This window comes from Enterobacter sp. BNK-8 (genome assembly GCF_048685095.1).
GTDB lineage: Bacteria > Pseudomonadota > Gammaproteobacteria > Enterobacterales > Enterobacteriaceae > Enterobacter > Enterobacter quasiroggenkampii.
Window position 1 is genome coordinate 21,955 of record NZ_JBLQTN010000002.1, and the last position, 12,510, is coordinate 34,464.

Annotated in this window: 11 protein-coding genes and 1 pseudogene; 7 read left to right on the forward strand and 5 right to left on the reverse strand. The window is 48.6% G+C overall.

Annotated features, from left to right (window positions below; genetic code table 11):
* Positions 1-4: 4 nt before the first annotated feature.
* Both ACMGGU_RS23400 and ACMGGU_RS23405 read right to left on the reverse strand, forming a co-directional pair.
* Positions 5-1,042 (reverse strand): HlyD family secretion protein, encoded by a 1,038-nt coding sequence (locus tag ACMGGU_RS23400; RefSeq protein WP_420301007.1) that lies wholly within the window; start codon positions 1,040-1,042, stop codon positions 5-7.
* A 12-nt stretch (positions 1,043-1,054) separates the two neighbouring features.
* A complete protein-coding gene (locus ACMGGU_RS23405) occupies positions 1,055-1,387 on the reverse strand; it encodes a DUF3302 domain-containing protein (RefSeq protein WP_420301008.1) in 333 nt (110 codons plus the stop codon).
* 776 nt (positions 1,388-2,163) lie between these two features.
* Here ACMGGU_RS23405 and ACMGGU_RS23410 point away from each other — a divergent pair.
* Both ACMGGU_RS23410 and ACMGGU_RS23415 read left to right on the forward strand, forming a co-directional pair.
* Positions 2,164-2,528 (forward strand): annotated as a pseudogene (locus tag ACMGGU_RS23410) (integrase core domain-containing protein); the annotation flags it as partial.
* Positions 2,529-2,566: 38 nt separating this feature from the next.
* Positions 2,567-4,099, forward strand: a complete 1,533-nt coding sequence (locus ACMGGU_RS23415) for an EAL domain-containing protein (RefSeq protein ID WP_420301009.1) — start codon at positions 2,567-2,569, stop codon at positions 4,097-4,099.
* Between the two features lie 77 nt (positions 4,100-4,176).
* Here the strand turns inward: ACMGGU_RS23415 and ACMGGU_RS23420 are convergent.
* A protein-coding gene (locus tag ACMGGU_RS23420) for an IS3 family transposase (protein ID WP_420301010.1) occupies positions 4,177-5,297 on the reverse strand; the annotation gives its coding sequence in 2 pieces (ribosomal slippage) (positions 4,177-5,039 and positions 5,039-5,297; 1,122 coding nt in all).
* A 539-nt stretch (positions 5,298-5,836) separates the two neighbouring features.
* Between ACMGGU_RS23420 and ACMGGU_RS23425 the strand changes: the two genes are divergently transcribed.
* From ACMGGU_RS23425 to ACMGGU_RS23445, 5 genes are all read left to right on the forward strand, one after another.
* The gene (locus tag ACMGGU_RS23425) at positions 5,837-6,832 is read left to right on the forward strand and encodes a tyrosine-type recombinase/integrase (RefSeq protein ID WP_208557567.1); all 996 of its coding nucleotides are present in this window, start codon (positions 5,837-5,839) and stop codon (positions 6,830-6,832) included.
* 368 nt (positions 6,833-7,200) lie between these two features.
* Positions 7,201-8,820, forward strand: coding sequence for a phosphoethanolamine--lipid A transferase MCR-10.2 (locus tag ACMGGU_RS23430; RefSeq protein ID WP_208557566.1), 1,620 nt, complete (start codon positions 7,201-7,203; stop codon positions 8,818-8,820).
* Positions 8,821-9,664: 844 nt separating this feature from the next.
* The gene (locus tag ACMGGU_RS23435) at positions 9,665-10,432 is read left to right on the forward strand and encodes a hypothetical protein (RefSeq protein ID WP_208557565.1); all 768 of its coding nucleotides are present in this window, start codon (positions 9,665-9,667) and stop codon (positions 10,430-10,432) included.
* A 59-nt stretch (positions 10,433-10,491) separates the two neighbouring features.
* A complete protein-coding gene (locus ACMGGU_RS23440; RefSeq protein ID WP_276522996.1) occupies positions 10,492-10,614 on the forward strand; it encodes a hypothetical protein in 123 nt (40 codons plus the stop codon).
* Positions 10,615-11,334: 720 nt separating this feature from the next.
* Positions 11,335-11,676 (forward strand): hypothetical protein, encoded by a 342-nt coding sequence (locus tag ACMGGU_RS23445; protein WP_208557564.1) that lies wholly within the window; start codon positions 11,335-11,337, stop codon positions 11,674-11,676.
* Between the two features lie 166 nt (positions 11,677-11,842).
* Here the strand turns inward: ACMGGU_RS23445 and ACMGGU_RS23450 are convergent, their stop codons facing one another.
* Entirely contained in the window at positions 11,843-12,178 is a 336-nt protein-coding gene (locus ACMGGU_RS23450) for a type II toxin-antitoxin system RelE/ParE family toxin (RefSeq protein WP_208557563.1), read from the reverse strand.
* A gap of 26 nt (positions 12,179-12,204) precedes the next feature.
* The gene (locus tag ACMGGU_RS23455) at positions 12,205-12,432 is read right to left on the reverse strand and encodes a type II toxin-antitoxin system Phd/YefM family antitoxin (RefSeq protein WP_208557562.1); all 228 of its coding nucleotides are present in this window, start codon (positions 12,430-12,432) and stop codon (positions 12,205-12,207) included.
* Positions 12,433-12,510: the final 78 nt, after the last annotated feature.

The following is a 12,510-nucleotide window of genomic DNA, read 5'->3' on the forward strand; positions in this document are numbered from 1 at the left end:
GCTGTCAGTGGAAGGGGAAAATATAATTAAGCCAGCTGGCCATCCGTAGCAGTATCTTTCTCATAATAGCAACATGATGAAAATAATGGGTATATATTGCCGCCTGTCCACTTTCTCCCGCAATCATCTGATATTTACTCCATTCAGGATCAACTATCTCAATTGCGACAGCTATTCTGTCTGCCTGCTGAGCGGTTGACTGATCAAGTAACGCTGAGTTTGCCTGTACGTTTCCAGCAGCAATCGCCGGAATAACTGATTTCACTCTTCCTTTGAAAATTTTACCGGGTACACCATCGACAACAACTTCTGCCTCATCGCCGATATTAAGACGCTGCATACTGTTCTGCCAGAACCAACCAATGAAATAGTTTTCACTTGCATGCACAAACGTCATTGTGGGCCGGTAGAGATACGGGGTAGCTATCATGCCCGGACGCAGTGCTAGCTGCAGGACATATCCGTCTGTTGGTGCAAGAACCGTAGTTTGCTTCAGGTCATATTCTGCCTGTCGTAACTGTGCAGTAACCTGATCAATTTTTAAAAGTTGCGCATTTGTCTGAGCCTGTAGATCGTCAACATTAGCGACATTGGCATCCAGATCCCTTTTGACTCCGAAACCTTTGCCGACTAACTCCCGAATCCTGCCAAGATCCAGTTGCGCTGAACGCAGTCGTGCCTGAAACGATAAGAGACGCTCTTTTTCTGACAGCAACTGTGCCTGAAGGCTTGCTTTCTGCTGTTTAAAAGGTTCGGGATCAAGACTGAATAAAACCTCTCCTTTTTTAACATGGTGATTGTTCGTGACACTGACTGTTTCGACACGTCCCTTTACCAGGGGAACGATCGGCGTGGATACATAATAGCTTCGGGCCAATTCAGAATAAGGATGATTATAGTTCATTAAAATAATTAGCGTTGAAATGATTATAACCCCACCCAGTACAGCTGTAGGAACGGTCCATTTATTCAATGGAATATGAAAAATTTTAAAAATTGCAAAGCAAATCGATGCATAGGTAAGAATGAGTAACAAATCCATCAAAACACCTCATTAGTTTTTCTTTTCTTTTTCCAGACTGTCAAGCCGTGCCTGCAATTCTTCGACAACCTCTGCTATGGAATGTCCGTCATTGTCACCTTTCTGACCTGTGTCGTTAAATCCCCAGCCACGGTCCGAACGATAGATAGTTGCCCAAATCCACAGAAATGGCCAGAGTACATGCAATGTAAGCAGGCTGACCCACCCTGCAACATGAATAGCATCCTGATGAGGGTGCTTCCTTTTTTTTGCGATTTCATATGGAATATCATGAATAATGATAACGCCATAAAATATTACGAGCGCAACAAAAATCAGTAGCCCCAGAGCAAAATAGTCAAGCATGTGAAGGTCCTTTAAATTATCCAAGAAACCGAGTGGAATTCATCCTAAAAAAATTTTTTTATTTCATGCCGGGATACGTTATCAGGATAAATATTAGCCTGGTAATTTTCTGGTTCATTAGCGGAGTTCAGTGTCATGATTATGGTGTTCCTGTACAAATGACCCGTTATAGAAATTATTCTGCATACAGATCCAGATGATTCAAAAGAGAAGTTTTTATATAAGGTTTTAGCATGTAAACGCATATGTACCTCGAATCAACTATAGGTGTTCCATTAATGAAAGGTTAGGTCATAATTAAGGAATGATGCGTTGATTTTATAACCACTTCTTTCATGAGGGATTATGGCAGCGGTTTTTTCTGTGTCACCTGGATAAAACCACCTGCGGGGGCGGATCCTTTTCGGTGCGTCTGACTACACTTACGAAATCGGTGGCATTGAGCGGCAGCAGGTCAGGGAGGGTGACCCAGTGACTTGCGGGATGAACGATGCTGGATCTGTGCATTTCCAGTGCGTGAGACTAAAACGTAGCTGTAGCGGTACTGCTGCAGGGAGCTAGTTTGGTGGCCAACTTTTATCTTAACATGCAATATTTTCCGTTTCCCAAACTGTCCCCTTGATGATTGGTATGTCTTTGCCTGACATGATGAACAGCTCCCTGAGCAGATCACCTAGCTGTCCACTGCAATACCACGGGCTTTGTCAGTCGGACGATTAAGCTGATAATGATCTTACCCCAGCCGTTCATGAGCTGCATGAACCACTGACGAAAGAACGATAAGAACTGACCAAGGACCGGAATTTATCTGCCACGCACTGTATCAATGAGCCTTGAGAATGGTGATGATTTGCGAATAATCCAGCCGAGCTAGCGAACGCAGAACTGATTTATTGAGAGTTTTAACGGACAATTCCGCGATGAGTGTCTGAATGAGCACTAGTTAAGCGAAAATGTTCACGCCAGGAAAACCAGTAATAACTGGCTGCCGGATGATAACCGGTGCCATCCACATTCAGCACTGAATTATCAGATGCCATCTGAATTTGCTGCAAGGTGGCGGAATGGGAAATGTGAAGGTAAACCAATCTACATTACAGCACATTTAGTTCCAGATTGTATTATGCAGAATTTAGGCTAAACATAATGAAGGGCTTAAAAGTAACCAGTGAAATACTCATGAGAACCAGCAAATTCAGTCAAAGCGTTTGGCTCATTTTATGTTTCCTTTGCTCAATGGCTATGGGGGTGGCCTCAACCTGGTATCAGATGCAAATGACGCTGTTGCATGAGTTGCGAGATCGTTTACATCAGGCAACTTCTAACGTTGACATCACGCTTTTTCACGGACAGTTAGCAGCAAATGCAGCTACTCCGTTGCTCGGCAAAGGCTGTGATGACAATGTTCTTACTGAAATCAGAACACTCGTTGCCACGATTCCTGACGTGCGTACCGTGAATCTTGTCGAAGGAAATGAAATATACTGTACCTCCGTATTTGGGGGGAGAAATTTCAGAATAAATACTGCTGATTACACCAATGGAAAGCTCTTGTTACTTAACAGCAATACAATGACGCCTTCACGCTCATTAATTATTTACCGAAATCCCGTTCAAAACGGCAACAGTGTGCTTGCCGGGATAGATGGTTATTATCTGTACAACATCCTTTATCTTCTTGAGAATGAGACACCGTTATATCTCATCGTCGGTAACAAAGCGATGAGCGCTCAGGGAATGGTGACTGATATCCCAAAACTGAAAGAGCCCCAGAGTCTAGGTTCAGAGCACTATAATTATACTGTTGTTGCAGATAAGGCATTTATTTATCAGTTTGCAACTTTCATTAGGCACGAAAAAAGCACACTGGCTGTTATTTTTCTTTTTTCAGTTCTCATAACGTTACTCTTCAGTCGCTATCTCATGTATCTAAACACAATAGAGTCACGTCTCAAAACTGCAATTAGGAAAAAGCAAATTATCCCGTGGATACAACCTATTGTATCTGCAAGTTATGGTCATTTAGTCGGTGGGGAAGTTTTATTGCGTTGGAATCATCCTCAACTAGGATTTATCCCTCCGGATCGCTTCATCGCTGCAGCCGAACAGAACGGTATGATCAACAGAATAACCCGAGATTGCTTTTCATACGTAGCGGAAGAGCTGGAAAAATGGACGTTTACTCACGAAGCGCCGTTTATCATCTGCTTCAATGTCAGTGCTGGCAATTTTGAAAATGACGAGATTGTGACGCTTTGTAAGTCATTTTATTCGCGGCTTTCGACGCATAACTTCCGTATTGTGCTTGAAATTACTGAGCGTGACTACATTGCACAGTCACCCCTGACAATACAAATCATTAACCAACTTAAGCAAGAAAATGTGCAGATATCTCTGGATGATTTCGGCACAGGGAATGCTAACTACAGTTATTTGTCTCTTTTCAAACCGGACTATCTTAAAATTGACAAGATGTTTACTTTAGGTATTAAAAACAATGAATTGTCGTCAATGGTTGTTGAAAATATTGTCACCCTTGCCAGTAAAGTCCACTGCAGTGTGATCGCCGAAGGCATAGAAGATAATGAGCAGAGACATATTTTGTTCAGTATGGGGGTGCCACTGTTTCAGGGGTATCTCTTCTCCCGTCCGTTACAATTCAGCGATTTTTTGTCATTTATGAAAACCTCTAGACCGAATCAACAAATTTGAGAATGTCGTCTTCATATAAGTGCGTTGCATTGATAAAAAGAAAGCGACTGACCTGCCCCCAGGATTAGATACAACCTTCAGTTAGTAATGTCGGTTGGTTTTTCTTCATATTTCCTGTTTCGCCAGTCCGTTGCGAATTCAGCTGGTGTCTGGTAACCCAGCGATGAATGGGGATGGCACTTGTTATAATCCAGCCGCCAGTCATTAATCGTTTTCCGGGCATGAAGAATATCGCTGAACCAGTGTTCATTAAGACACTCATCGCGGAATTGTCCGTTAAAACTCTCAATAAATCCGTTCTGCGTTAGCTTATCTGGCTGGATAAGCCGTAGTTCAACACTATGCTCAAAGGCCCATTGATAGAGCGCGCGGCAGATAAATTCCGGACCATGATCGGTTCTTATTGTCGCCGGATAGCCCCTAAACAGCGCGATGCTGTCCAGAATACGCGTGACCTGAACGCCTGAAATACCGAAAGCCGCGGTGATCGTCAGACACTCCTTCGTGAAATCATCCACACAGGTCAGGCACTTGATCCTCCGACCGTTGGCCAGTGCGTCCATAACGAAATCCATCGACCATGTCAGGTTCGGCGCATCCGGGCGCTGAAGCGGAAACCGTTCGGTTGCCAGCCCTTTACGGCGTCGTCTGCGTTTTACGCTCAGTCCATTAAGGTGGTAAATACGGTATACCCGCTTGTGATTGACGTGAAGGCCCTCCCGACGCAACAGCTGCCAGATGCGGCGGTAGCCAAAACGCCTGCGCCCCATTGCCAGCTCAGTGATGCGCCCTGATAAATGCGCATCAGCTGCCGGACGCTGAGCCTCATAGCGGCAGGTCGACAGGGACAAACCTGTAAGCCTGCAGGCACGACGTTGCGATAGACCGGTCGCATCATACATAAACGCAACGGCTTCCCGCTTCCGGCCTGTCGTCAGTACTTTCGCCCCAGAGCCACCTGAAGTGTCTCCTTATCCAGCATGGCTTCGGCAAACAGCTTCTTGAGGCGGGCGTTCTCCTCTTCAAGAGATTTAAGCCGCTTCACCTCAGGAACTTCCATGCAACCAAACTCCTTGCGCCAGGTGTATAAAGTGGCATCGGAAATGGCGTGCTTACGGCAGAGCTCACGGGCAGAAACGCCGGCTTCCGCTTCGCGAAGAATACTGATGATCTGTTCGTCGGAAAAACGCTTCTTCATGGGGATGTCCTCATGTGGCTTATGAAGACATTACTAACATCGGGGTGTATTAATCAACGGGGAGCAGGTCAGCCCTTTGGTGTCGCCAGAGTCATCGACCAGTGCAGCTTATAATTGAATGCGTACATTTTCCAGTTGCTGCGCGTTTATCTTACTCCCTCATCTCACAATTTTTTTGTGCGAAGAATTCCTTTAACACGCATAAGCTGAAATTATTTATATCTCTATTTTTTATATTTACGCGACCGTCAATATCATTATTTCAGGCGTTGCCAATTTAGGCTCATCTTTATAAAGTTAACACCTACAACTGCAGGGCAGCGCTACCGTCTTCCAATAAATACACCGCATAGGGTCTCTTTCTATTTCGTCCCGCATATTCTGGTGAGTATAAAAATAAGATTTGGCTATAGTACACACTCTACTTATTAAAATGTACGTTTGAAAAAGTAGACTCTCTCCGGTACGCTTTGGCGTATACTTTTCCCCGATTTTTCACGCAGCGCGCCGGACGCTTTCCGGCCCGGACGGAGCCCCGGATGACACTGATGCCTGACGATGAACCCGAGCAGCTCCCGCCACCGGCGGTCATTCCGCCTGATGTGGATTTCCTGCCGGCGCTGGTCGGTGCTGAAAGCCCGGTCGGTCCCGCCCGGGCCTACCTGTTTTCCCTCAATTCCCCCCGCAGCCGGCAGACCATGGCCTCGTTCCTCGGTATTGTCGCCGGCATGCTCGGCGCCGCGTCCCTGGAGTCCTGCAGCTGGGGCAGCCTGCGCCGTCATCACGTGATGGCCGTGACCGAGCTGCTGCGCGACACCGGCCGGGCCACGGCGACCGTCAACACCTATCTTTCGGCGCTCAAGGGGGTGGCGAAGGAAGCCTGGATGCTGAAGCTGATGGACGTGGAAAGCTTCCAGCACATCCGGGCGGTGCGAAACCTGCGCGGCAGCCGACTGCCGCGCGGCCGGGCCCTGCCGAATGAAGAAATCCGGGCGCTATTTGGAGCCTGTGAAACTGATAGTTCCAGTATCGGCATCCGTGATGCGGCGATGCTGGCCGTCATTCTCGGCTGCGGCCTGCGCCGTTCGGAGGCGGTAGGGCTGGATTTGAGTGACGTTGTAACAGATGAGCGGGCGCTCCGGGTGCTGGGTAAGGGAAACAAGGAGCGGCTGGCCTATATGCCGGCGGGCACCTGGCAGCGGCTAAGGACGTGGATCGATGACGTGCGGGGAGAAAAAGACGGGCCGCTGTTCAACCGTATCCGCCGCTTTGACACCCTGACGAACGACCGGCTGACCGACCAGGCGGTGTATCACGTCCTGCAGGTCCGCCAGCGCCAGGCGGGGATTACGAAATGTGCCCCGCACGATTTAAGGCGAACTTTTGCCACCGCCATGCTCGATAATGGCGAGGATCTCATCACGGTAAAGGACGCGATGGGGCATGCCAGCGTCACCACCACCCAGCAGTACGATCGCCGCGGCGAAGCGCGCCTGCGCACGGCCCGCGACCGCCTGAATCTGACTGACATTTAACATCATGTTAAGTTAATAACTTAACAAGAAACCCGTAACAGTAATGCCGGTGGCAGCCGTGCTGCTGTCATATCCGGATACTGTCTGAACAGAGGAGGCGGAACTCCGGACTACGCTGCTTCCCCTGTTGCGCAGTCTGAAGGACGTCTTCATCTTTTCCCTTCGGTAAACGGCCAGCTGGCTGCTCCGCTTTGTATCCCAATACCGCTACCGGTGTCTCAGGCCGGATACCAGAGATAACTCACTGATTAGGTACTAGTCATTAAAAAATAGTTTCGCTTAGGAACCGCCTGGTCTGATAACCTGTTGCCCTTTTTCTGGTGCAACCTGTGACCCCGGGCGGGGACATATTATTGATGGAGATCGTAATGCCCGTACTTTTCAGGATGAGGGTAATCCCCCTGGTTTTACTTCTGGCACTCGTTTTTGCATTCTTACTTAACTGGCCGGTGTTGCTGCATTTCTACGATATCCTGAGCCGTCTTGAACATGTGAGGGCGGGGTTCGTCATCTCCATTCCGTTTGTGCTGGTTGCAGCGCTTAACTTTGTGTTTATGCCCTTCTCGGTTCGCTACCTGCTTAAACCCTTCTTTGCCCTGTTGCTGGTCACCGGTTCGGTGGTGAGTTACGCCACACTGAAATATAAAGTGATGTTTGATCAGTCCATGATCGAAAATATACTGGAAACAAACCCACAGGAAGCGCATTCCTACCTGAATGGCTCACTGGTGCTGTGGCTGGTCTTTATGGGCATTCTTCCGGCTATCCTGTTGTTTTTGATTAAAATTGAATATACAGACAAATGGTACAAAGGGGTTGCCCACCGGCTGCTTTCCATGCTCGCTTCGCTGATCCTGATTGCAGGTGTTGCCGCTCTGTATTACCAGGATTATGCTTCTGTCGGGCGCAATAACCCGACGCTGAACAAAGAAATTATCCCGGCAAACTATGCGTACAGCACTTTCCATTACGTGAAGGATACCTATTTTACGACGAAAATGCCTTTCCGGACGCTGGGGGATGATGCAAGGCGCGTTACCCGGAATGGTAAACCCACGCTGATGTTCCTGGTAATTGGCGAAACGGCACGGAGCCAGAATTTCTCCATGAACGGCTACCCGCGTGACACAAATGCCTTTACCAGCAAAATCGATGGCGTTATTTCGTTCAGGAATATGCGTTCCTGCGGCACGGCGACCGCAGTCTCGGTGCCCTGTATGTTCTCGGATATGAACCGGACGGATTACGATGGTAAAAAGGCTGCCGGCAGTGAAAATGTCCTCGACATTGTGCAGAAAACGGGGGTTTCGCTGTTGTGGAAAGAAAACGATGGCGGGTGTAAAGGCGTATGCAGCCGTATCCCGACTGTCGAAATTAATCCCGGTATCAGTAAAAAACTGTGTGACGGTAAAACCTGCTATGACGATGTTATGCTGGAAAACCTGGATACCGAAATCGGCAAAATGGCCGGAGACAAGCTGATCGCCTTCCATATGATTGGCAGCCATGGACCGACCTATTACCAGCGTTATCCGGCAGAGCATCGTCACTTCATGCCGGAATGTGCGCGCAGCGATATCGAAAACTGCACGCAGGAACAGCTGGTTAATACCTACGACAATACCATTCGCCACACCGACTATGTGTTAGCGCAGATGATTGAAAAGCTTAAGCAATACAGCGAACAGTACAACACCGTACTGCTGTATGTGTCCGATCACGGCGAATCTCTGGGAGAGAGCGGACTGTATCTGCACGGTACCCCCTACAAACTGGCACCGGATCAGCAGACGCACATCCCGATGCAGCTCTGGATGTCGCCAGACTTCATTGCTGCTAAAAATATTAACGCCGCGTGTCTGCAGCATAATGCCGTTAACAGGACATATTCCCACGATAACCTTTTCGCGTCCGTACTGGGGCTCTGGGACATCACCACCGGGGCCTATCTTCCGGAAAGCGACCTGTTCCGCGAATGTCGTGGATAGCCTACATACTCGGGCGATTTCCGGAAACAAACAGCCTGCTGCAGGAAATTATAAAATTTTGCTGACGGCGTGCATGCCGTCAGCGCCTGTTTGCCTGCTCCCGAAGCAGGCATTTTTTTCCCTGAGTCGACCTGTCTGACATACATCGCCGCGCTTACCCACACCCTTATCCCCCGTTCCTGTGGATAAACCTTACAAAACGGATCCCCGTTTCTGGTGCCTTCGGGCGGCAGAATGACCGGTTGCCTCTCGGCCAGTGCGCGGGCCCGTAGTATCTCTGTCCCTGGCGTCATACCGGATGCCTGCTTGCCGTCTGCATTATCCTGACGGATGGAGCCGTCCATCATAAACCTGCCGGGTTCAGTACGGACGGGTGCCATCGCATTTACGATGAAGACAAAATGTGACTCTGATTATCCCGTTGTGCTTACTGGCCGATCGGGGATCTCTTTTCTGATACACTGTGTCAGCTCAGGGACCGTCTGGCAGGTGACCATATGCACATGAATCCGTTGCTGGTATTAATTATTACCGTCATGATAGTGACGGCTGTCCTGTCACTTTTTCATGAGGGCGAAGGTCTCGCAATACTGGATCTGCTCTGGAACAGATAAATCCGGGCGCCCGTTCACTCCGTTATTATCCTGAGTGGCCATCCTCTTACCGGTCCGTAATCCTTCTCCTGCTGCTGTGAACCCTGAGGGATGCGGTCGTCCCTGGCTGGCTGCACGTCAGGCCTGTGTCAGTAGATCGTCATATCCAAGAAGATAAGCTGCTTTCCTAAGGTAGAGCTAATCTGGCGTTCGTAGAGTGAACTCATCACACTGCTGAACAGGGCTGCAAAATGATGACTCACTCCAGAACCACAGGGCTCAGTAAGGTGCCGGAAGTCACCTTTTTCTTCTGGCTCATCAAAATGATGTCCACCACCGTAGGTGAAACCTTCGCCGATTATTTAAACATGGATCTCGGCTGGGGCTTGACTTACACCACCCTGCTGACCTGTTTTTTATTTGTGGTTGTCCTTGTATTCCAGATGCGCGCGACGCGTTATGTGCCGGCGCTTTACTGGCTAACGGTACTGCTCATCAGTGTGTTCGGCACGCTGCTGACGGACAACCTGACAGACCATTTCAGCGTGCCTCTGTCTTTATCCACTGGGGTGTTTGGTTCGCTGCTGATCCTGACTTTCGTACTCTGGCATAACGAAGAGAAAACCCTGTCAATTCATAGTATCACCACCCGTAAACGCGAGATGTTCTACTGGGTGGCCATACTTTTTACCTTTTCTCTGGGTACCGCCGCGGGTGACTGGCTGGCGGAAGGCATGGATCTTGGCTATCTGAATGCCGCAGCACTGTTCGGCGCACTGATTGGGCTGACGGCGGCGGCTTTTTATCTGTTCAGGGCAAACAACGTGCTCTGTTTCTGGATTGCCTATATTCTGACGCGCCCCTTCGGGGCTTCCTGCGGTGATTTGCTGTCGCAGCCTCCCGGGAACGGGGGGATTGGTCTGGGCGCGACGGGTACAAGTATTCTGTTTTTGCTGGCCATTCTCAGTCTGGTAGGCTATCTGACTTTCCGCGATAAAATGCAAATGTCGGAAAAATAGCGTCTGCCGGACCTGGCAGATCATACCGGTCTCCGTGATCCCGGACTGCTGAAAGACAGATGAAAAAGTTGATGATCCTGGAGATTATCCTGATTGTGCTGACATTCCTGCTGCATCCCGATATCTGCCGCGATGCAGCGTATTATTTGCAGGAACTGGTTTTACTGTTGTCACGCAGATAGTGCCGGAAAGCTCTGTTTGTCCGGAGCCCTTTTTCAGAAACTGGTTTGGCCATGCCTCGTCAGTGCTTATCCTGAGTGGTTCCTGAACCCGTCCGGCGTGTATACGTCAGCACTCGTTTAGCCACCACGCAGTATCCCGTCCTTTCCCACGTCCCTTTTCCTTTCGCCCCGGTTACCGGGGAGTTGCTTCGCCGGGCGGATGTCGCCATGTATGCAGCAAAAAAGGCTGGTCGTGATCTGGTGGCTGTCAGCAGCCGTGACGGGATTCACTTCTGTGATAAATCAACAGATGACCAGGTCCCTTCCCTCCCGTAAAAGTGGTGCGGTAGATTGTGTATTAAGGGCGGGGACAGTCCACTCATTTACATCTCCAGAACCGCAAGCAGGGGCTGAACGCAGGCGAACAGGAAATCCGGTAGTGTATCTGACCTAAATCAGGGAAGGTGCTCTGGTAATAAACCCGTCTGGTTAATTCTGCACTAAGGCAGGTTCTGTACTTTGCCGGCATCTTGATTCCTGGGTGCCTCTAAGCTAAAGGCGGGAAGATGCTGAACTGTATGCGTTGAGTCGTTAATTTTCCCTTCTTGATCGTGTGGTCGCGATAACTGTCAGTATATTCCTTGGCTCCGGCGGGTATCCGGTAACACGAGACAACAACGGACGTTATTTCGACTAAAATATCTCAAAGAACCTGAAATAAATTATACAGGACGCAACGTTATGGACATTGTGTTTGAAAAAATGATCATGACATTATTGCTTGCTTTGTGGCTCTGGTTGTTCTGCAGCATGTACAGAGAGTGGTGGAAAAAAAAACAGTGCCAACACGGCTATTGCAGAAGCCGATGCCAGGGAGAAACGCAAATGGCGATATGTCATATGGGGATGGAGAATGTTCCAGCTCCTGTGTCAGCTGTATCTGGCTACGCTGGTTCTCCGATTCGTACTCTCATAATGAAAGGCCCTGCGGCCGGCCAGGCAAGCAGTGTCAGCCTGCTGGCAAATCCGCCGGCCATCACTTTGAATAAGAGACTGCGTACCGGGCAGGACGTTTTTTTGTGACCCGTAATAATACCTTGAAATGCATAAAAATAAATTTCAAGGCCGGAAACGTAAAGACACATACCAATCTTAACATCTTGCAAGCTTGTTAAGTCATTCCTGAAATCTTCAGCATATTAATTTCCCTGTGAACCACAGATGCCGCATACGGGATGCTGATTATTTATCAGGCATTGATAAGGCGTCTGAACAAGAGTTGCTTAATATCCTGTTTGTGCGCAAGTATCGCGTGTGTCGTGACGACAGAATTTTCTGCAGAGTAAATGACGCGGTATCCGTTTGCCGTATTACATTCACGATATTTTGAGACACCCATTTTAAGCAGTTCCGGACAACTCTGACAGCCATAGGGGTAAAGACTCACGCGCTGCTCATACTGATCCAGTATTTCGGCCAGGACGGGAGCAGGGTCAACGTCTGACTGTGTAAGGTGAGATGCGATCTCTGACAGGCAAATTCTCACTGTTTCCGTGTATTCAATTTTAACGACTTTTTTTTCCATTTTTTCACCTTAAGCGGAAAGCCTCCTTACAATCCCTCAAGCAACTGATCTCTGGTAAGCACTTTTCCTTCCACTCTGTCCTGTTCAGATAGCGTCAGCAGTTTAAGAAGTGCTATGGCATTTTCCCGCTTCTGTTGCTGGTCATAGGACTCAATAACGTAAGCTGGTACACCATTCTGGGTAACCAGGATAGGCTCCGAGAGGTCCAGGGATGCTGCATTTTTTTTTACGAAAGAGATTGTTTCAACTTTCATTGTGGGGGCCTTGTCGTTAAATCAGGACTTAATATAGTCTAAATTTAGTCCAACTGCAATTTGACCCTTATGATTTGA

Excerpts from the sequence above, each read along its gene's own strand:
- ACMGGU_RS23400 (WP_420301007.1), bottom strand. The coding sequence starts at position 1,042 with ATGGATTTGTTACTCATTCTTACCTATGCATCGATTTGCTTTGCAATT.
- ACMGGU_RS23405 (WP_420301008.1), bottom strand. The coding sequence starts at position 1,387 with ATGCTTGACTATTTTGCTCTGGGGCTACTGATTTTTGTTGCGCTCGTA.
- ACMGGU_RS23415 (WP_420301009.1), top strand. The coding sequence starts at position 2,567 with ATGAGAACCAGCAAATTCAGTCAAAGCGTTTGGCTCATTTTATGTTTC.
- ACMGGU_RS23425 (WP_208557567.1), top strand. The coding sequence starts at position 5,837 with ATGACACTGATGCCTGACGATGAACCCGAGCAGCTCCCGCCACCGGCG.
- ACMGGU_RS23430 (WP_208557566.1), top strand. The coding sequence starts at position 7,201 with ATGCCCGTACTTTTCAGGATGAGGGTAATCCCCCTGGTTTTACTTCTG.
- ACMGGU_RS23435 (WP_208557565.1), top strand. The coding sequence starts at position 9,665 with ATGATGACTCACTCCAGAACCACAGGGCTCAGTAAGGTGCCGGAAGTC.
- ACMGGU_RS23440 (WP_276522996.1), top strand. The coding sequence starts at position 10,492 with ATGAAAAAGTTGATGATCCTGGAGATTATCCTGATTGTGCTGACATTC.
- ACMGGU_RS23445 (WP_208557564.1), top strand. The coding sequence starts at position 11,335 with ATGGACATTGTGTTTGAAAAAATGATCATGACATTATTGCTTGCTTTG.
- ACMGGU_RS23450 (WP_208557563.1), bottom strand. The coding sequence starts at position 12,178 with ATGGAAAAAAAAGTCGTTAAAATTGAATACACGGAAACAGTGAGAATT.
- ACMGGU_RS23455 (WP_208557562.1), bottom strand. The coding sequence starts at position 12,432 with ATGAAAGTTGAAACAATCTCTTTCGTAAAAAAAAATGCAGCATCCCTG.